Below are 25305 nucleotides of genomic sequence, written 5' to 3'. Positions count from 1 at the left end.
GCTAGCGACTCAACGCCGATGACGCGTTGTTACCCCGTTCAGCCGAAAGGCAAACCCGGGTGCCCTGCGCTTGGATGAGGGCATGACCGACGAGATCGTACTGGGCCCGCTGCCCAAAGGCATCACCTTGGCCGGCGAGGGCATGGGCAGCCGTGTCTGGAACGTGCTGGGCCACCGGTACGCGATGAAGTCCGCCGCCGAGAGCAGCTTCGCCTTCGAAACCTTCGATCCGCCGGGCACCGGGGTGCCGCCGCACGTGCACCCCACCCAGGACGAGCACATCTACGTGCTGGAGGGCGTGTTCACCCTCTACCTGGACGGCGAATGGCTGACCGCCGGGCCGGGCGACACCGTGCGGATGCCGAAGAACCTGCCGCACGCCTACTACAACCGCGGCGAGGCGCCGAGCCGCGGACTGTTCTGGGTCAGCCCGGCCGGGCAGCTGGCGCGGCTGTTCGACCGGCTGCACGACCTGACCGACATGGCCGAGGCGGTCCGGGTCTCCGCCGAGCACGACGTGCACTTCCTGCCCCCGGGCGAGGTCGGGGAGCCGCCGTCCGGCCCTGGCGCCTAGTCCATTCGGCAGAATTCCGGTGGTATTGGGTAAAAAACCCACCACGAGAATTTCCACTCCGGCGGGACCGGCTTCATTGGCGGGGGTTTATCGGCGGCAGGAACGGGATACCCGGGATTGCCCGCGCCACCACCGGGCGGCGCAGTAAATCCCCACCTGGAGGCCAGTTAGATGATCGTTCTCGGCGTTATCCTGATTGTCATCGGTATCATCGCGAGCATTCCCGTGCTTTATTCAATCGGTATCGCGTTGGTGATCATCGGCGTTGTTCTCGCGGTACTCGGGCGGGCGGGCACCAAGGTCGGCGGCCGCAGCCACTGGTTCTAGAAATGCCGGTCCGAAGTGCTCCCCCGGCCCCGGCGCGCCTCAGGTGCGCCGGGGCCGGAGCGCGTAGGCGGGCACGAGCTGATCCGGCAGGTGCAGCTTGTCGCGCCTGCCGTCGGCGTAGGCGAGGTCGAAGTTCACCACGCCGAGCCAGTCCCCTTTCACCGTGGGGAACCAGCCGTGCAGCCTGCCGGGCACTTCGCCGGTCACGTCCAGTCCGGTCTCCACCACGTGCTCCGGCGCGCCGGGCACGCGGACGTAGAGCGCGTCGAGCCGCACCCACACCGGGGTGATCACCGGGACGCGGCCGTGCAGGTCGTCACCCCGCCAGCGGGTGTGCGGGCTGACGATCACGGCCGGTCGGGATTGGTCGGCTGGTCCATACCCGGCAACATACGTCGCACAGGTGTTCGATGTCCACTGTGGTCTGTGCGACACGCTCAGGTGGTCAACCGGGGAAGAGTTCGGGCACCAGGTCCAATGCGCGTGACCGCTCCCGCTCGCCGCCGGTCGGCATGACCAGGAGATCGGTCACCCCGGCGTCGGCGAACCGCCGGAGTTCGGCGGCCACCACCGCCTCGTCCCCGGCGACGACCGTGTCGGCCGGGCCGGACAGTCCGCCCCGGTCGAGCACCGCGCGGTAGGCGGGCAGCTCGTTGATGATGGCGAGCTGGCGGGCGAAGTCCTCGCGCACGCGGTCGGGCTCGGTGGTGACCGAGACGCTCACCGACACCACGACCCGCCGGTCGGCCAGCCGCGGCACCAGGTAGTCGGCGACGAGCTTGGGCTGGACCCACAGCGCGAGGGTGCCGTCGGCCAGTTCCCTGGTCACCTCCAGCATGCGCGGCCCGAGCGCGGAAACCAGCACGGGCGGCGCCGGGGCGTCGATGGTCAGCTGCGTGTCGACGGTGAAGAACCGGCCGGCGTGCTTGACGTGCTCACCACGCAGCAGCGGGCGCAGCACCTCGAGGTATTCGCGGGTGTGGCGCGCCGGTGATTCGTAGGGCAGGCCGAGCTGTCCGGTCATCAGCGACTCGTGACTGGGGCCGATGCCGAGGGTGAACCTGCCGCCGGTGATCGCCTGCGCGGTCAGCGCCTCGGTGGCCATCACCACCGGGTGACGCGGGTAGGTGGGCACCACCGCGGTGCCCAGTTCCGGCGGTGAGTCCGGCATCGCGGCCAGCACGGTGACGGGGTCCCAGCCGCCGGGCCGCTGGTTGGTCCACGCGCTGTGGTAGCCGCGGGCCTTGGCCTTCGCGGCTGTCGCGATGAGGTCGGCGACGGTTTCGGCGCCGAGGGTTGCGAGGGATTGTCCGATCCGCATGGCTCCAGTCCAGCGCGGCGGACGCGATTGATCGAGATCCAGCTGCCCCGCGCAGCGATAACATGTGGTGATCGCTAGGGAGGGCGTATGGAGCTGCGGGCGCTTCGGTATTTCGTCATGGTGGCCGAGGAACTGCACTTCGGGCGGGCGGCGCGGCGGTTGAACATCGTGCAGCCCGCGGTCAGTCAGCAGGTCGCGCGGCTGGAGCGGGAGCTGGGCACGCGGCTGCTCGACCGCAATCCGCGCACCGTCCGGCTCACCGAGTCCGGGCGTCGTGTGCTCACCGCGGCGCGGGAGACCCTGGCCGCGGCCGAACGGGTGCGCGCGGTGGTGCGCGAGCCGAGCTGCGTGGTCCGGATCGGCACGGCGGCCGGTCTCACCGCGCGGCTGGAGCGCGGGATCGACGTGCTGCGGGAGCAGAACCCGGAGTTCGAACTGGTGCTCGTCGACCTGCCGGTGACCGAACAGGTCAACGCGCTGCGGCGGGGTGAGCTGGACCTGGCGCTGGTGCGGGGCCCGATTTCGGCGCCGGGGTTGCGCGTGCTGCCGGTGTGGACCGAGCCCCTGCACGCCGTGGTCTCGCGGCGGCACCCGGTCGCGGAGCGGTCGAGCGTGAGCGTCGCGGACTTGGCCGATCTCGTGCTGCGGGCGCCGTCCGATCCCCCACTGCACGAGGCGGTCACCGCCGCACTGGGCACCAGCGGCGCGCGCCTCGGCCGACCGGCGGGCACGTTGCAGGACCCCATCGTCGAGATCGGCTCGGACCCGCGGAGCTGGGCCCTAATGCCCGCCGCCGACGTCGCCGCGACCGGCTCCACACGCGTGCGCTCCCTCCCGCTGACCCCGCCGATCACCATCACCGGCAACCTCCTCACCCCGGACGACGAGCTTCCGAGGCAGTGCGCCAGTGCCGTCATCGCCGCTTTCCAGGACGTCCCGTAGAACTCGCTCAGGAACGGCGAAGTGCGTCAGCCTGGCGGTAATGGGTGGCGGCGGCTTCCGGGCGGTTCAGGGCGGTGGCCAGGTCGCCGAGATACCGGGCCACCGGGCCGAAGGTGAGCAGGCCGCTTCCCGCGCCGGCGAGTTCTCCGGCAGCCGGGAGCAGTTCGGCGTAAAGGCGTTCCATCACCGAAGTCTCGCCGCGGCGGATGGCGTGCAGTGCGTGCAGGCAGGTGCGCGCCTCGAAGAGCAGGTCCCTCGGGGAGTCCGGAATGGACGGTCCAGGCCGCACCCACGGTTCGTAGGGGCCGTAGTCCTCGTCACCGGGCGAGGACGGGTCGAGCAGGGCGAACGGCAGGATTCCCGGTTCCAGGCCGGACATTCCGGTACCCATCAGCCGCGAAGCCGCCGCGCGGTAGGCCGGACGGGCATCACCGCCGGTGATGGCGACACGCAGGGCCACGTACCACGAGGTGAACACGCCGACCAGCGGGAGTTCGTACCGTTCGGCGAGCCGGTCCGCCGCCGCGGCGTGCTGGTCGGCGGTGTCGAGATCGGCCACCGCCGCGGCCGACTGGAGCTGGATCAGGTGGCCGAGCACCTCGAAGGCGACCAGCCCACCGTGCCGTGTGGACAGTTCCACCAACTCCGCACCGATCCGTCCCCGTTCCGGCGCCAGCCCGGCCCGGTGGAACGTCTGCAGGAAAAGTCCGTTGAGCGCCAAGGCGAGCAACGCCGGATCAGCCAGCGAACGGGCGGTCCGCACGGCTTCCGACGCCGCCTCACCACCCCGCCCGCCGGTGTCCGCGCGCCGTTCCATCGCGATGGTGATCAGCAACCGGGCGCGCTCGGCCGGAAAACCCGGCGGCAGCTCGGCGAGCGCGCGTTCCGCGGCCGTCACCAACCGCGCCGAGTGCGCTTCGTCGTCGTTGGCCGTCCAGATCGCGGGCACGTCGAAGGAACCGAGCACCCGGGCGGTGAGCACCGGATCGCCGACGGCTTCCGCCTCGGTGACCGCCTCCGCCCGCAGCGGCCGCGCCTGCGCCGGCCCGCCGGTCACCGCGAGCGCCCGGACCAGGCCCATCATCGCTTCCAGCCGGGCGCGGCCGGTGGACCGGGCCACCACCTCCCGCCACAGCCGGGCTGCCTCGTGCGGAGCCGAGCGGCGTTCGGCGGCTTCGGCCGCGGCACGGGCGTAGTGCGCCGCCCGGCCCGCGACCGCGGCGCTGTCCGCCCGCAGGAAGTGGTGGGCGATCGCAGCCACGTCCTCCGGGCGGCGCTGCTCGATGAGTTCTGCCGCCGCGGTGTGCCAGCGCGACCGCCGCGCCCGCGGAATGTCCTCGTACAACGTTTCCCGCACCAGCGCGTGTCCGAAGTGGACGAAGTCGGCATCCGCCTCGACCAGGAAGCCCGCCAGTACGGCCGATTCCACCGAGGCCAGCACCGCCTCCTCGTCCCCGGCCAGCGCGATCAGCAGGTCGAGTTCGACCTTCTCCCCGAGCACCGCCGCCTGACGCAGGTGCGTCGTCCCGGCGAAACCGGCGAGGCGGTGCCGGATGACATCGCGGACCCCGGCGGGCACCGCGCGCAGATCGCCCTCCGCCTCCCACAACCGGGCCAGTTCGCGGACGAAGAACGGATTTCCGGCGCTGCGCCGGTGGATCACCCGTGCCACCCCGGAATCCGCGGGCTCACCACGGCTGACGGCGGTCACCAGCTCCGCCACCTGCGGCTCGGTCAGCCCTTCGAGATAGATCCGCAGCGGCTCGGCACGGGCCGCCCGGCCGAGCGCCTCGGTCAGCGCGGTGGAGATCTCGGTCGACCGGTAGGTGCCGACGAGCAGCACCGGTCCGGCGCCGGGATCGGTGGCCAGCCCGGTCAGCAGGGCGAGCGTTTCCTCGTCGGCCCAGTGCAGGTCGTCGAAAACCAGCACCACCGGGCCACGGCCGCCGAGCTTCGCCAGGTACTCCTCCGTCGCCCGCTGGCGGCGGAAGCGCGCGACGGCGAGATCGCCGCCGGGCACCGAAGGGAGTTCGAGGCTGCCGCCCCACGCCGTGGCCCAGCCCATCGAGTCCAGCCGCCGGGTCAGCGCCCTGGCCAGCGCGGTTTTGCCCGCCCCGGCCGCGCCCGCGATCAGCGCCAGCCCTGGTCGTTCGGCCGACGCCGTGGCCACCGCGGCCTTGACCAGTTCGTCCAGCTCGCTTTCCCGGCCGACGAACGGGTCCTCGTCCGGCGGCGGGAGTGTTTCGCTCAGGCGCGGCTCCTGCGCCAGGATGTCGGTTTCGAGCTGCCGCAACTCCGCGCCCGGGTCCACCCCGAGTTCCGTGCGCAGCACCTCACGGGCCCGGCGCAGCGCGGCCAACGCGTCGCCCTGGCGTCCGGAGCGGTAGAGCGCCAGCGCGAGCAGCCGCCAGCCGTCCTCGCGCAGCGGATGCGCGGCGACGTGCGCCTGCAGGTCGGGGACGGATTCGGCGGCCTGCCCCGAGGCCGTCGCCGCTTCGGCACGGCGTTCGACGGCGAGCAGCCGCAGTTCGGTCAGCCGCTCGGCCTCGGCCCGCGCCCAGTCCTGCTCGGCGAACTCCGCGTAGGCGGGCCCGCGCCAGAGCGCGAGCGCGTCGTCGAGCAGCACCCGCGCTCGCTCGGCCTGCCCCCTGGCCAGCAGGCGGGCGGATTCGGCGACGGCCGTCTCGAAGCGCCACGCATCCACCGCATCGGGTTCGGCGCGCAGGGCGTAACCGGGCGACATCGTCACCAGCAGTCGCGACGGGGTGCGCGGCGGGCGCTCCGGCTCCAGCGCCTTCCGCAGCGCACCGACGAAGGTCTGCACCGCACCGAGCGCGCCGTCGGGCGGGTCGCCGCCCCAGAGATCGTCGATCAGCCAGGTCACCGGCACGACCCGGCCCCTGGCCACCAGCAGCCGCGCGAGCACGGCCTGGTGCCGCGGGCCCTTCAGGTGCACCGGACCGGCCGCGTTCTCGGCCGCCAGCGGACCCAGCACCCGGAACCCCACCATGGGGACAAACCTAGCCGCGCTGATCGGCTGCTGATCGGGTGCGCCCACGATCGAGTGCATGATCCCTTCGTTCACCACACAACGCGTCACCGTCGCCGACGGGGTGGCGCTCAACACCGCGATCGGTGGCTCCGGCGACCCGATCGTGCTGCTGCACGGCTTTCCCCAGACCCACCTGATGTGGCGGCACGTGGCCGCCGACCTCGCCGCCGACCACACGGTCATCTGCCCCGACCTGCGCGGATACGGTGACAGCGACAAGCCGGACGGCAGCGAGCCGGAGGCCTATGCCAAGCGCACGATGGCCGCCGACGTGGTCGCGCTGGCCCGCGCGCTCGGCCACGAGCGGTTCGCGCTGGCCGGGCACGACCGGGGCGCGCTGGTCGCCATCCGCGCCGGGCTCGACCACCCCGGGGTGATCACCCACCTGGCTTCGCTGGACGTGCTGCCGACGCTGGACATGTGGGACGTCATGCACGGCACATCCGCCGCCGTCGGCTTCCACCTGTTCCTGATGGCGCAGCCGCCCGGACTGCCCGAGCAGCTGATCGGCAATTCGGCGGACGCCTTCTTCGGCCACTTCCTCGACCTGTGGGCCAACTCCCCGGACGCCATCCCGCCGGAGGTCCGCGCGGCGTACCTGAAGGCCAGCCGCGAGGCGGTGCCCTCGATCGTCGCCGACTACCGCGCCTCGGCGGGCATCGACGTCGAACACGACGAGGCCGACCTCCGGGCGGGGAACCGGCTGCGGATGCCGGTGACCGTGCTGCAGCAGGACTGGGGCGCCGCGCTCGGGTTCGACGCCGCCGCCCGGTGGCGGGTGTGGGCGCCGGACCTCGAGCACCGGACCGTCTCTAGTGGACACTTCATGGCCGAGGAGGACCCCGGCGTGGTGGTCAAGGAGTTGCGTGCCCTGCTCGCGCGCTAGGCCGTGTTTCACCAAAGCGGCGGAGCCGCTTGCGGTGGGCCGCCGGCCCCCACCGGCGCGGGTTCTCAGGCGTCTTCTCGCGAGGACAGCTTCACCGTGGTGAATCGGTTATTCATGAGGTGAAGATCCCGGAGCGAGAAGACTCCTGAGGTTCCGCCACCCGCACCGCCACGCAAACCGCGTTCACAACACTTACTAGCGCGGGTTGAGTTTGCGGGCGAGACGCTCGGGGCTGGGCCAGCGCACGTCGGTGGCCCAGCCCAGCTTCTCGAAGGCCCAGATCAGCCGGGCGGAGATGTCGAGCTGGCCACGCCGCACCCCGTGCCGGGCCCCGGTCGGGTCGGCGTGGTGGGAGTTGTGCCAGGACTCACCCATCGAGGCGATGGCCAGCGGCCAGAAGTTCGCCGACTTGTCCCGTGCGGCGAACGGCCGGTCGCCGATCATGTGGCACAGCGAGTTGACCGACCAGGTGACGTGGTGCAGCACCGCGACCCGGACCAGCCCGGCCCAGAAGAAGGCGGTCAGCGCACCGGTCCACGACATGGTGATCAGGCCGCCGAGCAGCGCCGGGGCGAGCAGGGTGGCCACGGTCAGCACCGGGAACAGGCGATCGATCCTGGCGATGGCCGGGTCGTCGAGCAGGTCCGGGGCGAACCGCCGGGCGTTGGTCTTCTCGCGGTCGAACAGCCACCCCATGTGGGCGTGCCAGAAGCCCTTGGCCAGCGCACCGGCCGAGGTGCCGTAGCGCCACGGGGAGTGCGGGTCGCCTTCGCGGTCGGCGTAGGCGTGGTGGCGGCGGTGGTCGGCGACCCAGCCGACCACCGGTCCCTGCATCGCCATGCTGCCGGCGACCGCGAGCGCGATCCGCAGGCCGCGGTTGGCCTTGAACGAGCCGTGGGTGAAGTACCGGTGGAAGCCGATGGTCACGCCGAGGCCGGTCAGGAAGTAGAAGCCCAGCGCCAGGCCGATGTCGGTCCAGCCGAGGCCCCAGCCCCAGGCGATGGGGACCGCCGCGGCCAGCGCCAGCAACGGCACCACCGCGAACAGTTTGACCAGGAAGTTCTCGGTACCGCTCTGCTCCCCGTCGAGTATCGGCTCGGCTTGCGGCCGCTCGAGGGTCGCGGTCATGACTTGCGCCGTTGCCGGGGCAGCTCGAGATCGGCCGGACGGCCGGCGAAGCCGGGCTCGCGGAAGAGGTTCTCGTAGGCCGCGGCCGGGGTCGCGGCGGCGAAGCCGTCGGTGTCCTGGTCGGCGATAGGGTGACTGAACAGCGGATTTCCCGCTGTGATGATAGTGACGGTGAAACTCCTTTGAATGAGCCGCGGGCTTCCGGGCCGGCCAGTTGCCAGGCGAATCGGGAAGCGCTCGGTGAAGTGCGGCTACTCCCACGGTAACACGCTCCGCCCGCCGGGCGTCCCCTCCGGCGGACGGCTAGGGTCGCGGACATGCCACATGACGCCGTGTTGAAGCTGATGAACGGGGCCCACCGCGGCCTGCTCAAGATCACCGGCGGCCGAGTGGGCTGGCAGGCGGCCGGTATGCCGGTGCTGGAGCTGACCACCGTCGGCCGCAAGTCGGGGCAGAAGCGGTCGGTCATGCTGACCGCGCCGGTGCACGACGGTGACAAGCTCGTCGTGGTCGCCTCGCGCGGCGGTGACGACCACCACCCCGCCTGGTTCCTGAACCTGCGCGACAACCCCGAGGTCGAGGTGGCGCTGAAGGGCGAGCCCGCCAAGCCGATGCGCGCCAGGGTCGCCACCGCCGAGGAGCGCGCCGAGCTGTGGCCGCGCATCTCCGGCGACTTCCGGAACTACCGCGCCTACCAGGACAAGACCGACCGGGAGATCCCGTTGGTGCTGCTGGAGCCGCGGTAGTCCCGGCCACGTCACGGGGTGAGGATGGCGCGTCCCCGGATGCGCCCGGCGTCCAGGTCGTCGAGCGCGTCCTGGAAGCCTTCGAGCGGGTACTTCGCGGTGTGCAGCCGGACCCGGCCCTGCGCCGCCAGCGCCATCAGCTCGCACAGGTCGGTGTAGGAACCGACCAGGTTGCCGATGAAGTTGATCTCGGTGGAGATGACGTCGATGGTCGGGATGTCGATGTTCTCGCCGTAGCCGACGACGTGGTAGTCACCGGCCCGGCGCAGCATTCGCGCTCCGTCCTTCGTCGCGCCGCCTTCACCGACGAAGTCGAGCACCACCTCGGCGCCGTCGCCCCCGGTCAGGGTGAGCACCTCGTCGACCTGGCCACCGTCGGCGATCACGCCGTGGTCGGCGCCGATCGACACGGCGAGCTTCACCGCCTCCGGATTGCGGTCGACCACCACCAGTTCCGCTGCGGTGATCGCCTTGAGCACCTGGATGCCGATGTGCCCGAGCCCGCCGGCACCGATCACCACGCACCGGTCCCCCGGCCGCAGTTTGCGCGCCGCCTTGGCCGCCGCGTGGTACGCGGTGAGCCCGGCGTCGGCGAGCGCGGCCACGTCGGCGGGTTCGAGCGAGTCGTCGATGCGGACCACGCTGCGTGCCGAAGTCTTGAGGTACTCGGCATATCCGCCGTGGGTGTCGATGCCGGGGAACTGCGACTGTGCACAGTGGACATCGTCGCCGGAGCGGCAGGCCCGGCAGAGCCCGCAGGTGATCAGCGGGTGCAGGATCACCTTGTCGCCCTCGGCCACGTTGGTCACCGCGCTGCCCACCGCGTGCACCCAGCCCGCGTTCTCGTGCCCGATCGTGCAAGGCAGGGTCACGCCGGACTTCTCCGCCCACTGGCCTTCGAGGATGTGGAGGTCGGTGCGGCACACCCCGGCGCCGCCGATCCGCACGATCACGTCGAACGGACCGGTGACCTCCGGTGCCGGTACCTCGGTCAGCCGCAGGTTCTCCCGGTAGCCGACCACCTGTACTGCCTTCATCATGCGTTCGCCTTCGCTTCCGGATAACGGGTTTTCAGCAGGCCGCGGCAGAAGTGCGCGTTGCCTTCGATGGAGATGCGGACCGAGCGCGCGAACCGCAGGCGCACCGGGGTTTCCTCGGCCGGGTAGGCGATCCCGTGCTCGTCCACCAGTACCTTGGACAACGGGTCGAGGCTCAGGCCGAGCGCTTCGCGGCGGCGCAGCAGCGCGTCGGTGGCCGGGCCGTCGGGCAGGTCGCCGAGCACCGTTTCGTGCGGCCGCAGTCCCGGGTCCTGGCGGATCATCGCGGTCAGCGAGCGTTCCATCGCCGCGGTGTGCGCCTTGCGGCGGAAGGTCAACCGCAGTTCGTCCAGGCTTTCCCCGGCTTCGTCGCCGAAGGTGCCGCGATAACCGGCGTCGGCGGCGAGGCCGCGGTTGATCAGGTCCGAGTCGTGGTGGTCGTCCAGCCGCACCACCACTTCCTCGGTCCACGGCAACGCGGTCAGCACGTCCTTGGCGTCGGAAGCCATCAGATAGGCGAAGTTCGGCGAGCAGAACGCGGTCGGAAGTCGCAAGTGGACGGTCACGCGCGTGCCGGTGACCTCCAGCGAGCGCACGAACTCCAGGTCGGTGATGGGTTCGTCGAGTTCGGGGTCGAGCACCGCGTCCAGTGCCCGCCAGGCCTGCCGTTCCCGCATGCTCACACCCCCACCGGGGTTTCCAGGCCCGGGGTTTTCAAGCCGAGCCCCGCCGGTACCTCGATGCCGTACATCGCGGCGGCGTTCAGCCCGAGCACCTTCTTCTTCTGTGCCACGGTGATCGGCGCGTACTCGGTCATGTCGGCCGGGATCTGGAAGTCGACGAACCGCTCGACCAGCCAGCGCGGCGTCCACAGCGCGTAGTCGCTGGAGAACTGGATCCGGTCCTCGCCGAGCCAGTACAGCAGTTCACCGATGATCTGCGCGAAGTACCGCGGCCGGGTGTGGATGAACGGCATCGCCACGGCGAGCCCGGCGTGCACGTTCGGTTCCTGCGTGGCGATCCAGCAGAAGTCCTCCAGCCGCGGCAGGCCGCAGTGCTCCACCACGAAGTTCAGGTCGGTGAAGTCGGTGGCGGCGTGGTCCACGTCGGCCACGTCGAAGGCGTCGCGGTCCAGCGGGCGGATGGTCGGGCCCTTGTGGATGTGGATGTTCCGGATGCCCAGCTCCCGGCACGCCTCGAGATAGCGGTAGCTCCACGGGTCGTCCAGTTTGTAACCGCGGGAATCGCCCTTCCACTCGGCGGTGTAGAGCTTGACGCCCTTGAGCCCGAACCGGTCCGCGTCGCGGCGCAGCTGCTCCAGGCCCGCCTGCTCGAAGCGCGGGTCGTAGCAGTGGTTGTAGGTCAGCTTGTCCGGGTGCTTGCTCGCCAGCGCGAAGGCTTCCTCGGTCTGGCCGAAGCCGTTCTTGTAGAACGCGCCAAGGCGCGCGGGCTGGAAGATGGCGTGATCGACGTACCCGTCCTCGAACAGGTCCTTCATCAGCCGCTCGCCGCCGTAGTAGAGGTACTCCTCGTACGGCCACAGCTCCGACTCCGGGCTCAGGTTCCGGTGGTAGTCGTAGAAGCAGTCGATGAACTGCTTGCCGTGCACGTTGAGCTGGTTCTCCGGGCGGGCGTCCCAGAGCGCGATGTGCGCGTCGACGATGAAGTAGTTCTCGCCGTCCTTGCTGTACATGGGTTTCCTCCGCGTCGTGGCGCCTTCGGCACGTTCTGCGACGGAACGCTAGGCAGGCCGGGACGCCCGCGGCAGCGTCCGGCTGTCTCAGTTTGAGACACGTGAGCGGCGTGAATCGGCCGGTCGAGGGGTTAGCCTGGCTTCGACCGGCGCAATGACGCGTGCACTGGAGGTCGATGTGGAGCAACGGCAACTTTCGCCGGACCGGCCACGGCTGCTGGCGTCCTGGCAGCGCAGCGAGCGCTACGGCGTGTCACTGGACGAGGTCACGCCGGTGTTCACCGGCTCGGTAGACACCGGCTCCCTGCTCTACGAATGCGGCTACGAGGTGCTCAGCGGGTTGCAGGCGACGCTGGCCAACGAACCGGTCAGCCTGATGATCACCGACAGCGCCGGGCTGGTGCTGGCGCGGTTGTGCAACGACAACTCGATCAACCGTTCACTCGATCGGGTGCACCTGGCGCCGGGTTTCTACTTCGCCGAGCGCAACGCCGGCACCAACGGGCTCGGGCTGGCGCTGGCCGATCGCGCGCCCACCCTGGTCCGGGCCGAGGAGCACTACTGCACCGGCCTGCGTGGGTACACCTGCGCGGCGGTGCCCGTGCTCGATCCGCTCACCGGTGACCTCGCCGGCAGCGTCAACCTGACGACCTGGTCGAACTCGTCCTCGGAACTGCTACTGGCGCTGGCGCAGGCCGCCGCGGGCAACACCACCGCGCTGATGCTGGCCCGCTCGGCCGGGCGCCGGATGCGGCCGACCCCGCGTGGCGAGGTGTTCCACGTCTACGCCGACCGTTTTCCCCAGGCCGACGGCGGGCGGCTGTGGAGCGACGCGGTCGCCGAAGCGCACACCGCGCTCGCGGCCGGGCGGGTGGTCGCGGTGGTCGGTGAACCGGGTGCCGGGAAAACCGCGCTCGCCTCGATGGCCCACCGCCGGGCGCGGCCGCGCGAACGCGTGCTCAGCGCGCGACCCCCGGCTCCCGAAGATGTGCACGCCTGGCTGACGCTGTGGACACCCGAACTGGAGAAGGACGACACCTGCGTGATCGTGTCCGGTGTGGACGGGCTGCCCGCCTGGGCCGCCGGAGAGCTGGCCAGGCAGTTCGCCTCGGTCCGGCACGACGACGCGCGGCCGCAGCCCTTCGTGCTGACCGCCGAGGACTTCGGCGCGCTGCCCGGTCCGCTCGGCGCTTTGGTCGACACCGTGGTCGAGGCACCGCCGCTGCGCCATCGCCCCGACGACATCATGCCGCTGGCCAGGCACTTCGCCGAACGCGAGCGCGGACGGCCGATCAGCTTCACTTCCGCCGCGTCGCGGGCGCTGACCGAGTACCACTGGCCGGAGAACGTCAAGCAGCTCAAGCGCGTGGCCCGCACCGCGGCGGCGCGTGCGGACGTGGTCGACCAGCGGCACCTGCCCGCCAAGCTGTTCAGTTCCGGTGCGCACCGGCTGAGCCGGTTGCAGGCGCTCGAACGCGACGAGATCGTGCGCTGCCTGACCGAGCCGGGCGCCACCGTGGTGCGCGCGGCGGCCGAACTCGGCATGAGCCGTGCGACCATCTACCGCAAGATGGCGCAGTACGAGATCAAGGTGCCCGGCCGATGAACAAGCATCGATTGGTGACCGCGTTCCAACGGCACGTCGGCAACCCGATCCTGCGGCGGTTGCCGTTCCAGGTGCTGCTGGAAACGACCGGCCGGAAGTCGGGCCTGCCGAGGCAGACGCCGGTCGGTGGGCGGCGCGTCGGCGACGAGTTCTGGTTCGTCTCGGAGTTCGGCGAGAAGTCGCAGTACATCCGCAACATCCAGGCCGATCCGTCGGTGCGTGTCCGGCTGCGGGGCCGGTGGTACTCGGGGATCGCGCACCTGGAGCCGGACGACGACGCTCGCGCGCGGTTGAAGTCGTTGCCGCGCCTGAACAGCGCGGCCGTGCGCGCGATGGGGACGGACCTGCTGTCCGTGCGCGTCGACCTCAGTTCAGCACCGCGCTGACCAGGGTTTTCCGCAGCCAGTCCTCGTAGTCGTCGGGCGACCAGCCCGCCGCGCCGACCAAGCTGTCGTGCACCCCCGCGCTCATCAGGGCGACCGCGATGTCGACGGCCCGCGGCTCGATGCGGTGCCCCGCCGAGCGGATGCGCTCGATCACCATCTCCACGCCCAGCCGGTTGCGGCGGGCGCCCTCGGCCTCGGTGGCCGCGATGTCCGGGTCGACGGCGGCGCCCGAGCTGAGAATGGCCACGATGTCGCCGCAGCGTTCCCTGACCTGACGACTGGCCTTCGCCAGCAGGCCGAGCAGGTCCGCCGGATCGGTCAGGTCCTCGGCCGAAGCCACCAGGTCGGGCAGCCCGGCCTCGTCGTCGAGTAAATCGACGAGGCCGCCGAGCACCCCCGCCTTCGAGCCGAAGTGCGCGTAGATCGTCTGCGGCGCGACCCCGGCCTCCTGCGCGATCAGCCGGATCGGGGTGCGCGCGTAGCCGCGTTCGGCGAACAGGCCGCGCGCGGCGGTGAGGATCGTGCGCAGGGTCAGCGCTTCCCGTCGATCCCGTAGCCGGACGATGCCCGGCAGGTCCGCTGCCATGTATGCTCCGATTTAGAACGTCGTTCCAAGTTTTAGACCATCGATCCAGTAAGGATAGCCGATGACCATCGAAGAGATCATCTCCGGAATGCAGCGGGCCTGGAACGCGGGTGACGGCGCCGGCTGGGGCGCGCACTTCGCCGAGGACGCCGACTTCGTCGACGCGGTGGGCCGGATCCAGCGGGGCCGGGAGGTGATCGGGAGCGAGCACCAGAAGATCTTCGACACCATCTACCAGGGCAGCGTGCTCGAGATCCGGCTGGTCGACAGCCGCCCGCTCGGTGACGGCCTGCTGCTCGTGCACACCGACTCGACCCTTCAGGTCCCGGCGGGGCCACGGAAGGGCACCGTGGACGGCGTCCAGACCAAGCTGATCCGCGACGGCCTGATCCACGCCTTCCACAACACCGTGCGCGGCGACCTGGCCACCTTCACCAAGCACGACCCGGCGCTGGCCAGCCGCTCCCCGCTGGACTGGAAGTCCTGAACCTCAGAGGTCCGGCAGGCCGAGGTCGAGGTTGGGCGCCTGGAGACCGCCGTCCACTTCGAGCACCTTGCCGGCGAGATAGGCGCCGGCCGGGGAGGTCAGGTAGAGCACCGCGGCGGCGATGTCCTCGGGCTCGCCGAGTCGCCGCAACGGGGTGTCCTGTTCCATCCGCTCCTTCAGTTCCGGGTTGGCCGCGACGATTTCGAGCGCGGAGGTCAGCACCGTGCCCACGGCGATCGCGTTGACCCGGATCTTCGGGGCCAGGTCCGCCGCGGCGAGCCGCGTGTAGTGCGCGAGCGCGGCTTTCGCGGTGCCGTAGGCGAGGTAGCCGCGCCCGGCGACCCGGCCGAGCGCGGACGAAATGTTGACGACCGCGCCGCCACCGGCCGCCAGCATCGCCGGGGCGGCGGCGCGGGTCAGCGCGTGCGCGGTGGCGACGTTGAACCGGAACGCCTCTTCGAGGAACCGGGGCGAGGTCTCCAGCAGCGGGCGCGGCAGGGTGCCGCCGACGTTGTTGACCACGATGTCGAGCCTGCCGAAGGCGCCGGTGGCCGCGTCGGCCAGCGCGGCGGCGGCCGCCGGGTCGCTGAGATCGGCCGCGACCACCTCCGCCTTGCGGCCCGCGGCTTCGACCTGCCCGGCGACCTCGCGCAACTGCTCTTCGGTGCGGGCGGCGAGCACCACGTCGGCACCGGCTTCGGCCAGTGCCACGGCCGTCGCCGCGCCGATGCCGCGACCGGCCCCGGTCACCACGGCCACCCGTCCGGTCAGCAGGAATCGGTCGAGGATCATGGAAAAACTGTAACACGTTCTACCAACGGAAGAGGCGTCTCACGTTTCGCGCCGCCCGGACGTCTACCGGGTATGGACAAGTACGCGAAACGAGTGGCCGCCGCCGACTGGGGCGCGGTGGGCACCGAGCTGGGCGACCTCGGCTGCGCTCTGCTGCCGCGGCTGCTCACCCAGGCCGAATGCCGCCGGATCGCCGCGCTGTGGACCGAGACCGACCGGTTCCGCGCCACCATCAACCTGCGCCGCCACCGGTTCGGCGACCACGGCGACTACCGCTACTTCGCCGAGCCCTTCCCGGAACCGGTCGCCGCGCTGCGCGAAGCGCTGTACCCGCGGCTGCTGCCGATCGCCCGCGACTGGTACGCCAAGCTCGGCCGGGAGGCCGAATGGCCGGACACCCTCGCCGAGTGGCTGCGGATCTGCCACGACGCCGGGCAGACCCGGCCGACGCCCATCCTGCTGCGCTACGAGACCGGCGGGTGGAACGCGTTGCACCGCGACCTCTACGGCGAGAAGGTGTTCCCGTTGCAGGTCGTGATCAATCTCGACGAACCGGGCACCGACCACACCGGCGGCGAGTTCCTGCTGGTCGAGCAGCGGCCGCGAGCCCAGTCACGCGGGACGTCGACGCTCATCCCGCAGGGCCACGGCCTGGTGTTCACCACGCGCGACCGGCCGGTGGCCTCGGCGCGCGGCTGGTCGGCGGCGCCGGTGCGGCACGGCGTCTCCCCGGTCCGCAGCGGCCGGCGGCACACCCTCGGCCTGGTCTTCCACGACGCGACCTAAGGACCTGCCGGCTCCGGCAGGCTTTCCGGCAGGCCGAAGCGGGAGAAGTCGGCGTCCAGGAACGAGACGACCTCGGCGATCCGGTCGCCGCGCACGGCGAGCACATCCAGCCCGGATGGCACGAAGGCGTCGCGGTCCCCGTCCCAGCGGTAGGTACCAAAGGCGAGTTGGCCGTTCGCACGGACGGGCACGAACCGCCAGCGCCGGCGCAGCGGCCCGCTCGCCAGGAACTCCCGGATGCCGTCGTGCCCGGAATACCACTCGAACAGCGGTGGCATGGAGTACCTGGCGTCCTCGGTGAGCATGTCCACAATGGCCTGGAGATCACCGCGCTGCCACGCGTCGGCGTACCGGTCGGCCAGCTCGCGGACGCCGTCCGCGCCCACCGCGGCCAGTTCCGCCCGCTGGCTGGTCCGTTGTGGATCGAGGGTCCGGCGGGCCCGCTGGAGCGCGCTGTTGACCGCGGCGACGCTGGTCTCCAGCAGGTCGGCGACCTCGTTCGCGGAGAACTCCAGCACCTCGCGCAGCAGGAGCACGGCCCGCTGCCGGGCGCCGAGGTGCTGCAACGCGGCGACAAACGCGAGTTCCACGCTCTCCCTGGCCACGTACCGCGCCTCCGGTCCGAGCCGATCGTCCGGGTACGGCTCCAGCCAGGACACTTCGGTCTCCGGCGCGCCGGGCCCGAGATCGGCAGGCAGCTCGCGGCGGCCGCGGCGCTCGATCGCGGTCAGGCAGCGGTTCGTGGCGATCTTGTACAACCAGGACCGGACGGTGCCCGCGGCGGGATCGAACTTCGGCAGCGCGCGCCAGGCCCGCACCAGTGTCTCCTGCAGCGCGTCCTCGGCGTCGTGCACCGAACCGAGCATTCGGTAGCAATGCGCTTGCAGTTCGTCACGGAATGGGTCGACGAGCCCGCCGAAAGCGTCCGGATCACCGGCGCGAGCCGCTTCGATCAGCTGTGCGGCGCTCTCCCCCGGCATGGTCGAATCCTACGGCAGGGCACAAATACCGCCGCCATTAGCAGTATTACTCCTGTTATTCACGGGGCGGCGAGTGGCGCGGGCAGCCACTCGGCGAAATCCTCGGTGTCCTCGCGCAGCTGCGCCTCGGCGCCGGAAAGCCACTCCACCGACTCCCACGACTTCACCGTGAACCCGGCTTCGGCCAGCACCTCGACAAAGGCCTGACCAGCCAGTTCCAGCGCCGGGTACGGATTGTCGTCAGTACGGGAAGCGACCCCGAAGCGGCGCTCACGCACCGCGACCGCGATCAGGTCCGCGCCGTACATCCGCTCGGCCAGCGCCACGGCTTCAGGCTCGCCAAGGGGCCGGTCCAGCATGCCGAAGAGCCTCGTGACATTCCGTGAAGCCATGGTCGAAGAATACCGATGAATTCGGGCGGTATCGACGATTCACCCTGACGCCGAATTCACCGGGGCCAAACTGTCCAGCCAGTTGACGCGAAATATCATCCGGTGAACTGCTCCGTTCGGCTCAACGGTGGTGCGCGAACAGATCTTCCGCCAGCGTTTCCAGTCCCGGACAGCCCAGCGCGCGCCGGGACATCGCCGCCGAATTCCGCCGGTACGCCTGGTCGTCGAGCACCTTCGCGCACGCGTCGGCGAGCACTTCCGGGTCGAGTCCCGCCGGATCGAGCCGGACGCCGAGCCCGAGCGCCGCCACCCGCTCGGCGTTGTACGGCTGGTCGGAGAACAGCGGCAGCACCACCATCGGCGTTCCGGTGCGCACGGCCTCGGCGACCCCGCCGAAACCACCGTGGGAGACGAACAGCTCCGCCGACTCCAGCAGCAGCCGTTGCGGGGCGAACTCCAGCAGCCGCACGTTGTCCGGCCGCGACCCCGGCCACCGCCGCGCGTCGGACCCGAGCCCGACCACCGCCGTGACCGGCAGCCGTCCGAGCGCGGTGATCAGCAGTTCCAGCAGTTCCGGGCTCTCCGGCACCACGGTCGCCGCGACGCTGCCCAGCCCGGCGACCACGAGTGGACGGTCGGCGGGCAGGTCGAGCGAACCGTCCAGCACCCCGTCCGGCTCACCCAGCCGGTAGCACCGCGGCGGATCCGCCGGATACCACCCGGGCGGCACGAACCCGGCGACGAAGGTCCGATTCGGATACCACGGGTCGTCGACCTCGGCGAGGCCCAGTTCCACGCGCTGGCCGTTGAGCGCGTCCCGCACGGACGGCAGGGTCGCCGTGGAACCCGGCGCGATGTCGAGCACGGCCTGGCGCACGCCGAGCCGCTCGGCCGCCAAGTGCCCGCCGAACTCGTTGCACTCCCGCACGATCAGGTCGGGCGTCCAAAATTCACATGCCCGGATCAGGTCGCGCGCGAACACCCCGGCCAGCGGTCCGGCGAAGGCCGCGGCGAGCGGCCCGGACTCGGCCCTGGCCGTCGCCGCCCGCGCGCTGCCCGCCGGATCACCGGGCATGCCGGGACTGGTGGCGACATCGGGCCGGTCGAGCAGTTGCGCCAGGGTGAGCACGTTCGGCAGCGCCAGGTGCTCGATCCCGGCCGCGGTCACCTCGGACGCCATGCCCGGCGCGGTCGCGACGGCGACCTCGTGCCCGGCTCGCCGCAGCGCGCGGGCCACCGGCAGCACCACCGGCACCAGGTGCGAATAGAACGGCAGGCAGGTCAGCACCACGCGCATCTCAGCACCGCCGTCCGGTGATCGTGGCGGTGAACCCCGGATAACAGTTGTCGCGGAATATCTCCTGATACACGAACCCGATCTCGACGGTTTCGACGGAATCGTTTACCGGGACGTAACAACCGAATTCTCCGGACAGCCGGACATGACGAAGATCTGCGGGCACGGTTCGAGCACACTACCGGACGCGGTCGCCCGACTACTCCGTCCGAAGGTCTTGTTAGAGCGCGAGAACCCCAGCTCCGACAAGGCGGCGCGCAAGCCTAGACAGCGATCTCCGCACCGTCCAACCGGACACGTGAATTGCCCCGTTTCCCACTCGAAGTGTACTAAAATCATTAGTTTCCCCGGACCACAGGACAAAGCAGGACAAGCACGGCCGGCCGTCTTGACAGTCGCGCCGGGCGCACCGGAGCCTGACGGCTGCTGTACGGCTGTAAATCGCACCGGGAGGCCTGGTGAAAATGGTCCCGATCATTCATCAGCTGGCATTGAACGAAAACCATTCACCGCCGCTGCCCGGCGTCCGGCGCGCGATCGAGGACGGCGCGGATCGGGTCCACCTGACCCAGGACGCGCTGGCCGGCGGGCTGACCGCGGAACTGGCGCGGCGGCTGGGCGTGGCGGCCGAGCGGGTGGTCGCCGGCGCCGGATCGGGCGCGCTGATCCAGCAGTTCCTCAACGCCCACGCCGGATCCGGCGCGCGGGTGGTGCACAGCTGGCCGTCGTTCGAGCTGTACCCGCTGCTGATCGGCAACGCCGGGGGCACGCCGGTCGCGGTGCCCGGTGAACCGCAGGACCTGCGCGCCCTGGCGGCCGCGGTCACCTCGGAAACCCGCGTGGTGCTGCTGTGCAATCCGAACAACCCGACCGGCGAAGTGCTCGGGCACGCTGAGGTCGCGGAGTTCGTCGATCTGCTGCCGCCGGACGTGCTGGTGCTGATCGACGAGGCCTACCGCGAATTCGCCTCCCCCGGCGAACTCGCCGACGGCCTGGCGCTGGCCGCCACCGACGACCGGGTGGCGGTGGTCCGGACCTTTTCCAAGTCGCACGGACTGCTCGGCCTGCGTGTGGGTTACCTGGTCGCGAGCGAACCGGTGGCCGCCGCACTGCGGCCGACCCTGCCGTTCTTCCGGGTCGGCACCCTCGCCCAGGCCGCGGCGCTCGCCGCGCTCGACGCCGAAGCTCGGATGCGGGAGCAGTGCGCCGAGGTCGCGACCGAACGGGATCGCGTGCGCGCGGGCCTGCTGGACCTCGGCTGGGACGTTCCGCCGAGTGGCGGAAACTTCCTGTGGCTGCGACTGGGCCCGCAGAACCAGTCCTTTGTAGACCATCTGGCGGCCGCGGGCGTGGCGGTGCGCGAGATCGCCGGGGCCGGGGTGCGCGTGAGCACCGGCACGCCCGAGGCGAACGACCTGGTCCTGGCGCTGGCGAAGGAGTTCGCCGCATGACCGCCATCGGTGAGGTCACCTCCTCCCCTGCCGTCGAGGACGTGCGGCGGGCGCTGAACGAACGCTGGTCCGGCACCGATCACCGGGTCGCCGAGATCTCCGGTTACGCCCTGCTCCCGGCGGGCAAGTTGCTGCGGCCACTGCTGCTGGTGACCGCCGCCGAGGCCGTCGGCGGCACGCGCGAACAGGTGCTGCCCGCCGCGCTCGCGGTCGAATACCTGCACGTGGCGTCGCTGATCCACGACGACATCATCGACGGCGACGACCTGCGGCGCGGCCGTCCGGCGGTGCACGCGCGCTTCGGCACCCCGGACGCCATCGTCACCGGGGACGCCCTGCTCCTCGGTCTTTTCTCCGCCGTCGCCGAGTGCGCGTCGCTGGGCGTGCCGGAGCCCGCGGTGCTCGCCGCGGTCCAGGTGCTGGCCGGAGCCGGTGAGGACCTCTGCCGCGGCCAGGTGCAGGAAGCCTTGCTGGACAAGGAAGTGCTCGCCTCCGGTGTGGAGCACTGCCTGACCGCGTACCTGGAGATGGCCGCCCTGAAAACCGGCGCGCTGTTCCGGGGCGCGTGCCGGGCGGGCGCGCTGCTCGGTGGCGGTTCGCCCGCCGAGGTCGCCGCGATCACCGGCTTCGCCGAGCACGCCGGGCTCGCCTTCCAGATGCACGACGACCTGCTGCCGTTCCTCGGCGATCCGTCGGTCACCGGCAAGCCGGGCACCAGCGACGCGGCCAACCTGCGGCTGACCTTCCCGGTGCTGCTCGCCATCCGCGAGACCGGTCCGGCTCCGCTCGAACGCATTCTCGGCGGCGCGCTCCCGCCGGAGCGGACGCTCGCCGAACTCCGCGAACTGGTCACCGCTACCGGCGCGCTGGACCTCGCCCGTACCCGCGCCGAGGAGGAAGTCGCACTGGCGCGTGCCGAACTCGGCACGCTTCCGTCCGGTGAAGCGACCGCGTTGCTCGGATCCATCGCCGAAGCGGCCGTGCGGCGGGACCGGTGAGCGGGCCGAGGTGGCGCTCGGCCGCCGTCGCGCACGTGCAGACCTGGCGCCCCTACACGCTTTGTTACCCCGCGATGCTCGGCCTCGCCGGTGCCGCGGCGGCCGGTGAGCCGGTGGCACCGACGGCCGCGCTGGTGCCCGCGCTCGGCTGGCTCTCCGGGCACTACCTCGGCGACTACTTCGACCGCGGCCTCGACGCGATCGGCAAACCGCACCGGCCGATCCCGTCGGGACGGCTCTCCGCGGAAGCCGCGCTGCTCGGCGGAATCGCGTGCGCACTGGCGTCCGCCGTGCTCGCGGCCGGGTCGAACTGGCGCATCCTGCCGGTGTTCGTGCTCGCGATGCTCGGGATCGTCGGCTACAGCAAGGTGTTCAAGAAGCGCGGCGCCGCGGGCAATGTGGTGCGCGGGGCGTTGAGCGCACTCGCCGTGGTGATCGGCGCGATGCTGGTGGTGCCGTTGCCACCGTGGTCGGTCCTCCCGGTCGCGCTCGGTTTCCTGGCGCACGACACGGCGTCCAATCTGGTCGGCACGGTCCGGGACGTGGACGGCGATCGCGCCGGCGGGTACCGCTCGGTGCCGGTGCGTCACGGGGTCCGGCACGCGGTCCGGCTCGCTCTCGGCCTCTACGTGACCGGCGTGCTGTTCATCGCGTCGGCGGCGTGGTTCATCCCGGATCCGTCGGCGCACCTCACGCTGGTACTGCTCGCCGCGGTCGCGGGTGCCGTTGCCTTCACGCCCTTGTTCCGTGACGCGGTGGACCGGTCCGTCGCGTTGCGCGCGCACGAGGTCCTCGTCGGCGAACGGCTCGTGCTCGCCGCGGCCGTCGTCGCCGGAAGCGCCGGGCCCGCCTTCGCGCTCGCCGTGCTGGTCCCGGTGCTCGTGCTTTCCCTGGCCACGCAAGCGGTCATGCGAGCCCGGCACGAAATCCCGCCCGCCCCGGCCCTGCTCCGACGAAAGGACACCGTCGCATGACCTCGCTCCGAGCCGACGAGCTCTCCGAAGCCATCGCCACCGGGGCCGAGGCGTTGTTCTCGGCACAGCGTCCGGACGGGGTGTTCGACTACGGCGAGCACGCGCTCACCTCGACACTCGGCACGGTCGGCGCGGTCAGCGCGCTGCACTTCGCCGACCCCACCGGATCGGCGGACCTGATCGCGCGCGGCGCGGCCTGGCTGGAACGCACCCAGGCCGACGACGGCGGCTGGAGCATGGTGCCGGGCGAGGCTTCCGAAGCCGGACCCACCGCGGTCGCCACGGCCACCTTGCACCTGCTGGGCAATTCCGCTTCCGCCGTCCACAAGGGACAGGAATGGCTGCGGGCTTACGGCGGCCTGGAGGCCATCCCGCACGCCGAGGTGGTCGCCTGGTGCCGTCAGTACTACGGCTTCGCGGGCTGGCTGGACCCGCGCGAGATGCGGCGGTTCCCGCTCGAACTGGCCCTGCTTCCCGGTCTCTACCGGAAGTTGTTCGACCTGCGGGCGCCCATGGTGTCGGCACTCGGGCTCGCGCAAACCCGCCACAAGCCGATCGGCCGCGTGCACCGCGCACTCTCGAAACTGGCTGAGCCCAAGGCACTCGACGTCATCCGGCAGGTCTACGAACACGAAGGCGGCACCGGCGGCTGGTGCGAGGACGCCTGGGTGACCGGCCTGATCGTCGCCGGCCTCGCCCGCGCCGACCTCGGGCACGACATGGTCGCGGGCGCGGTGCGCTGGTTCCGCGAGAACGCCAACGAGGACGGCTCGTGGAACAGCGGCCCACTCGACCTGACGTGGTCGATGTACGCGGCGGCCGGGCTGCTCGAAGCCGGTTACCGCGACGACGCCCGGCTCGGCCTGACCAAGGACCTTTTCCTTCGGCTGCAACAGGACCAGCCGTTCGTCGCCTTCGGCTGCCCACCTGGTTTCTGGGGCTGGTCGGGCACCCGCGGCTGGCCAGCCACGCTCGAAACCGGCGAGATCGTCTCCGCGCTCTGTCACCTGCCCGGCGAGGACCAGGCCGAAAGCGTGCAGCGCGGTGTCACCTGGCTGACGCTGCAACAGGACACGCGCGGCTCGTGGGGGCTGTGCGTGCGGAACACGAAGGTGGCCAACAGCGGGCCGTGCCCGCACATGACCGCGCAGGCGCTCGACGGCCTTCTCGATTCCGGGGTGCCCGCCGCCGACCGGCGGGTGCACCGCGGCCTGCGCTGGCTGGCGTCGGCGCAACGACCGGACGGCAGCTTCGAATCGGTCTGGTACCGGATGCACACCGCGGGCACGTCGGCCGTGCTGCAGACGTTCGCCAAGGCCGGGCAGTCCGGTGAACCGGCGGCGGTCCGGGCCCGTTCCTGGCTGGAACGCACCCGGCACGAAGACGGCTCATGGGGCACCGGTGATCCCGCCGACCCCGGCACCGTCGAGGAAACCGGCTGGGCGGTCAGCGCGCTGCTCGCCGCCGGGGCGCCCGCCGATTCCGTGCTGCCGGGGGTGCGCTGGCTGCTGGCCGCACGTGATCCCGGCGGCGGCTGGCCCGCGGCACGCGTCAACGAATACGTCCGGCACGTGTCGCGGTACGCGAATCCGGCACTGGCGAACGGCCTCGCCCTGCGGGCGCTGGCCCGTTACCGAAAGGCGGTCCGATGAGGACGGAGGCAATCGTTTGCGGTGCCGGGGTGGCGGGTCTCGCCACGGCTTGCGCACTGGGCAATCTCGGTCTGCGCGTGGCTCTGGTGGACAAGCAGGACGCACCGAAGCCGGTCGCGAAGGGCGAGGTCTTCCAGCCGGGCTCGCTGCGCATCCTGCGGTCCTGGGGTGTGGCGCAACGACTTGAGTCCGCGGGCGCGCTCCGCTTGGCACGCCTGGTCGCCCGTGATTCCGCGGGAACCCCGCAGATGGCCCTGGACTACGGAACGCTGCCCGGCAAGGATCGCTGGCTGCTCGCCCACGACTACCCCGCCATTCTCACCGCGCTCACCGAGTCGCTGCCGTCCACTGTCGAATTCCGCCGGGGCGTGCTGGTGAAAGGGCTGCTGCGGAACCAGGACGGGCAGGTGACCGGCGTGCGACTGGCGGACGGCACGATCGAGGCCCCGCTGGTGGTCGCGGCCGACGGCATGTCCTCACGGCTGCGCAAGGAAGCCGGGATCGAAATCACCCGGGCCGAGTACCCGCACCGCTTGGTCGCCCTGGAACTGCACGACGCCCCCGAGGTCGAAGCCGACTTCTCCGCCTACGTCACCGAACGCGGACTGCGCCTGCGTTACCCGCTGCCCGGCGGCCGCATTCGGTTGTACGCGCAGGTCCGTCCCGACGAACTCCGCGGCGGCGACCTGGTTTCCTGGGGCCGGGCGCTGGCCCGCGAGACGCCCGCGTTGACACCACTGGAGGACGCGATCCTGGCCGCCCTTCCCGAGCGTCAGGTACTCCCGGTCGCGCGCTTCCTCGCGCCCAAGCTGTGGATTCCCGGCCTGGCGCTGGCAGGCGAAGCCGGGCACGCCGTGCACCCGATGGCCGCGCAGGGCATGAACAGCGCCATCGCCGACGCCGACTGCCTGGCCACCGTGCTGGCCGAATCCGGCGACCTGGCCTCGTACCACCGTCGTCGCCAGGCCGATCTGGCGTTGATCGGGCGCACCAGCCACGCCGCGGCGCGCATGATCACCGACCTGTCCTGGGCCGGGCGCACGCTCGGCCGCCGCGCGCTGCGGCACACCGGCGCGAACCAGCGGCTGCGCTACACCGTCATGCACAACATGTCCGGGCTCGGCTCGCACCCGCTGACGCCGCTGGACCGGCTGCACCAGATCGGGTTGCTGCCGGACCCGAGGGCCCGGCGGCTCCCGGCCTGGGCATGAG

The 25305-nt window shown here is 71.2% G+C and carries 26 protein-coding genes; 14 read left to right on the top strand and 12 right to left on the bottom strand.

Annotated features, from left to right (window positions below; genetic code table 11):
* Positions 1-82: 82 nt before the first annotated feature.
* Complete coding sequence (locus tag YIM_RS15130) at positions 83-574, top strand: cupin domain-containing protein (protein ID WP_194240159.1); 492 nt, start codon at positions 83-85, stop codon at positions 572-574.
* A gap of 171 nt (positions 575-745) precedes the next feature.
* Complete coding sequence (locus YIM_RS48580; RefSeq protein WP_194240158.1) at positions 746-901, top strand: DUF6131 family protein; 156 nt, start codon at positions 746-748, stop codon at positions 899-901.
* Positions 902-940: 39 nt separating this feature from the next.
* Here YIM_RS48580 and YIM_RS15125 read toward each other — a convergent pair whose 3' ends face one another.
* Together YIM_RS15125 and YIM_RS15120 are read right to left on the bottom strand one after the other, a co-directional pair.
* Positions 941-1252 carry a hypothetical protein gene (locus YIM_RS15125; RefSeq protein ID WP_153030970.1) on the bottom strand — a complete coding sequence of 104 codons (312 nt, stop codon included), beginning with the start codon at positions 1250-1252 and terminating at the stop codon, positions 941-943.
* A gap of 94 nt (positions 1253-1346) precedes the next feature.
* The gene (locus YIM_RS15120) at positions 1347-2222 is read right to left on the bottom strand and encodes a TIGR03564 family F420-dependent LLM class oxidoreductase (protein WP_153030969.1); all 876 of its coding nucleotides are present in this window, start codon (positions 2220-2222) and stop codon (positions 1347-1349) included.
* An 87-nt stretch (positions 2223-2309) separates the two neighbouring features.
* On the opposite strand from YIM_RS15120, the gene YIM_RS15115 reads away from it, so the two are divergent.
* Entirely contained in the window at positions 2310-3164 is an 855-nt protein-coding gene (locus tag YIM_RS15115; RefSeq protein WP_153030968.1) for a LysR family transcriptional regulator, read from the top strand.
* Positions 3165-3171: 7 nt separating this feature from the next.
* Here the strand turns inward: YIM_RS15115 and YIM_RS15110 are convergent, their stop codons facing one another.
* Entirely contained in the window at positions 3172-6174 is a 3003-nt protein-coding gene (locus YIM_RS15110) for a BTAD domain-containing putative transcriptional regulator (protein ID WP_153030967.1), read from the bottom strand.
* A gap of 58 nt (positions 6175-6232) precedes the next feature.
* Between YIM_RS15110 and YIM_RS15105 the strand changes: the two genes are divergently transcribed.
* Positions 6233-7102, top strand: coding sequence for an alpha/beta fold hydrolase (locus YIM_RS15105; RefSeq protein ID WP_153030966.1), 870 nt, complete (start codon positions 6233-6235; stop codon positions 7100-7102).
* 195 nt (positions 7103-7297) lie between these two features.
* On the opposite strand, the gene YIM_RS15100 is transcribed toward YIM_RS15105, so the two are convergent.
* On the bottom strand, positions 7298-8230 hold the full coding sequence (locus tag YIM_RS15100; protein ID WP_194240157.1) for an acyl-CoA desaturase: 933 nt from the start codon (positions 8228-8230) through the stop codon (positions 7298-7300).
* Positions 8231-8547: 317 nt separating this feature from the next.
* Here YIM_RS15100 and YIM_RS15095 point away from each other — a divergent pair, with 317 nt between their 5' ends.
* Positions 8548-8976, top strand: coding sequence for a nitroreductase/quinone reductase family protein (locus YIM_RS15095; RefSeq protein WP_153030965.1), 429 nt, complete (start codon positions 8548-8550; stop codon positions 8974-8976).
* Positions 8977-8987: 11 nt separating this feature from the next.
* Here YIM_RS15095 and YIM_RS15090 read toward each other — a convergent pair whose 3' ends face one another.
* From YIM_RS15090 to YIM_RS15080, 3 genes are read right to left on the bottom strand one after another with little or no spacing between them, the layout of a single operon-like run.
* Positions 8988-10013: an NAD(P)-dependent alcohol dehydrogenase gene (locus YIM_RS15090; protein WP_153036999.1), complete on the bottom strand. Its 1026-nt coding sequence runs from the start codon at positions 10011-10013 to the stop codon at positions 8988-8990.
* Positions 10013-10690, bottom strand: a complete 678-nt coding sequence (locus tag YIM_RS15085; protein WP_153030964.1) for an iron-sulfur cluster assembly protein — start codon at positions 10688-10690, stop codon at positions 10013-10015. Before YIM_RS15085 ends, YIM_RS15090 begins: the two co-directional genes overlap by 1 nt.
* Before the next feature lie 2 nt (positions 10691-10692).
* Positions 10693-11706, bottom strand: a complete 1014-nt coding sequence (locus YIM_RS15080; RefSeq protein ID WP_153030963.1) for an amidohydrolase family protein — start codon at positions 11704-11706, stop codon at positions 10693-10695.
* Between the two features lie 154 nt (positions 11707-11860).
* On the opposite strand from YIM_RS15080, the gene YIM_RS15075 reads away from it, so the two are divergent.
* Together YIM_RS15075 and YIM_RS15070 are read left to right on the top strand one after the other, a co-directional pair.
* The gene (locus tag YIM_RS15075; RefSeq protein WP_153030962.1) at positions 11861-13312 is read left to right on the top strand and encodes a helix-turn-helix domain-containing protein; all 1452 of its coding nucleotides are present in this window, start codon (positions 11861-11863) and stop codon (positions 13310-13312) included.
* Complete coding sequence (locus YIM_RS15070) at positions 13309-13698, top strand: nitroreductase family deazaflavin-dependent oxidoreductase (protein WP_153030961.1); 390 nt, start codon at positions 13309-13311, stop codon at positions 13696-13698. The genes YIM_RS15075 and YIM_RS15070 overlap by 4 nt, the downstream gene beginning before the upstream one ends.
* Here YIM_RS15070 and YIM_RS15065 read toward each other — a convergent pair.
* Positions 13679-14284, bottom strand: coding sequence for a TetR/AcrR family transcriptional regulator (locus YIM_RS15065; protein ID WP_153030960.1), 606 nt, complete (start codon positions 14282-14284; stop codon positions 13679-13681). The two genes, YIM_RS15070 and YIM_RS15065, sit on opposite strands and share 20 nt — an antisense overlap.
* A 61-nt stretch (positions 14285-14345) precedes the next feature.
* On the opposite strand from YIM_RS15065, the gene YIM_RS15060 reads away from it, so the two are divergent.
* Positions 14346-14771 carry an SgcJ/EcaC family oxidoreductase gene (locus tag YIM_RS15060; RefSeq protein WP_153030959.1) on the top strand — a complete coding sequence of 142 codons (426 nt, stop codon included), beginning with the start codon at positions 14346-14348 and terminating at the stop codon, positions 14769-14771.
* A gap of 3 nt (positions 14772-14774) precedes the next feature.
* Here the strand turns inward: YIM_RS15060 and YIM_RS15055 are convergent, their stop codons facing one another.
* Positions 14775-15563, bottom strand: coding sequence for an SDR family oxidoreductase (locus tag YIM_RS15055; protein WP_153030958.1), 789 nt, complete (start codon positions 15561-15563; stop codon positions 14775-14777).
* A gap of 72 nt (positions 15564-15635) precedes the next feature.
* Here YIM_RS15055 and YIM_RS15050 point away from each other — a divergent pair, with 72 nt between their 5' ends.
* Positions 15636-16349: a 2OG-Fe(II) oxygenase gene (locus YIM_RS15050; RefSeq protein WP_153030957.1), complete on the top strand. Its 714-nt coding sequence runs from the start codon at positions 15636-15638 to the stop codon at positions 16347-16349.
* On the opposite strand, the gene YIM_RS15045 is transcribed toward YIM_RS15050, so the two are convergent.
* The 3 genes from YIM_RS15045 to YIM_RS15035 form a co-directional block, all read right to left on the bottom strand.
* On the bottom strand, positions 16346-17329 hold the full coding sequence (locus YIM_RS15045; RefSeq protein WP_153030956.1) for a sigma-70 family RNA polymerase sigma factor: 984 nt from the start codon (positions 17327-17329) through the stop codon (positions 16346-16348). The genes YIM_RS15050 and YIM_RS15045 overlap by 4 nt on opposite strands.
* 59 nt (positions 17330-17388) lie before the next feature.
* Positions 17389-17721 (bottom strand): hypothetical protein, encoded by a 333-nt coding sequence (locus YIM_RS15040; RefSeq protein WP_153030955.1) that lies wholly within the window; start codon positions 17719-17721, stop codon positions 17389-17391.
* Between the two features lie 121 nt (positions 17722-17842).
* A complete protein-coding gene (locus tag YIM_RS15035; protein WP_153030954.1) occupies positions 17843-19018 on the bottom strand; it encodes a glycosyltransferase in 1176 nt (391 codons plus the stop codon).
* A gap of 491 nt (positions 19019-19509) precedes the next feature.
* Between YIM_RS15035 and YIM_RS15030 the strand changes: the two genes are divergently transcribed.
* From YIM_RS15030 to YIM_RS15010, 5 genes are read left to right on the top strand one after another with little or no spacing between them, the layout of a single operon-like run.
* Positions 19510-20469 carry an aminotransferase class I/II-fold pyridoxal phosphate-dependent enzyme gene (locus YIM_RS15030; RefSeq protein WP_228004735.1) on the top strand — a complete coding sequence of 320 codons (960 nt, stop codon included), beginning with the start codon at positions 19510-19512 and terminating at the stop codon, positions 20467-20469.
* Positions 20466-21467 carry a polyprenyl synthetase family protein gene (locus YIM_RS15025; protein WP_153030952.1) on the top strand — a complete coding sequence of 334 codons (1002 nt, stop codon included), beginning with the start codon at positions 20466-20468 and terminating at the stop codon, positions 21465-21467. The genes YIM_RS15030 and YIM_RS15025 overlap by 4 nt, the downstream gene beginning before the upstream one ends.
* Positions 21464-22441, top strand: coding sequence for a UbiA family prenyltransferase (locus YIM_RS15020; RefSeq protein WP_228004734.1), 978 nt, complete (start codon positions 21464-21466; stop codon positions 22439-22441). The genes YIM_RS15025 and YIM_RS15020 overlap by 4 nt, the downstream gene beginning before the upstream one ends.
* Positions 22438-24093 (top strand): prenyltransferase/squalene oxidase repeat-containing protein, encoded by a 1656-nt coding sequence (locus tag YIM_RS15015; RefSeq protein WP_153030951.1) that lies wholly within the window; start codon positions 22438-22440, stop codon positions 24091-24093. The genes YIM_RS15020 and YIM_RS15015 overlap by 4 nt, the downstream gene beginning before the upstream one ends.
* Positions 24090-25304 carry an NAD(P)/FAD-dependent oxidoreductase gene (locus YIM_RS15010; RefSeq protein WP_153030950.1) on the top strand — a complete coding sequence of 405 codons (1215 nt, stop codon included), beginning with the start codon at positions 24090-24092 and terminating at the stop codon, positions 25302-25304. The genes YIM_RS15015 and YIM_RS15010 overlap by 4 nt, the downstream gene beginning before the upstream one ends.
* Position 25305: the final 1 nt, after the last annotated feature.

Origin of the sequence: Amycolatopsis sp. YIM 10, from assembly GCF_009429145.1 — a bacterium.
Classification (GTDB): Bacteria; Actinomycetota; Actinomycetes; order Mycobacteriales; family Pseudonocardiaceae; genus Amycolatopsis.
This window is presented reverse-complemented; position numbering and strand designations above follow the sequence as displayed.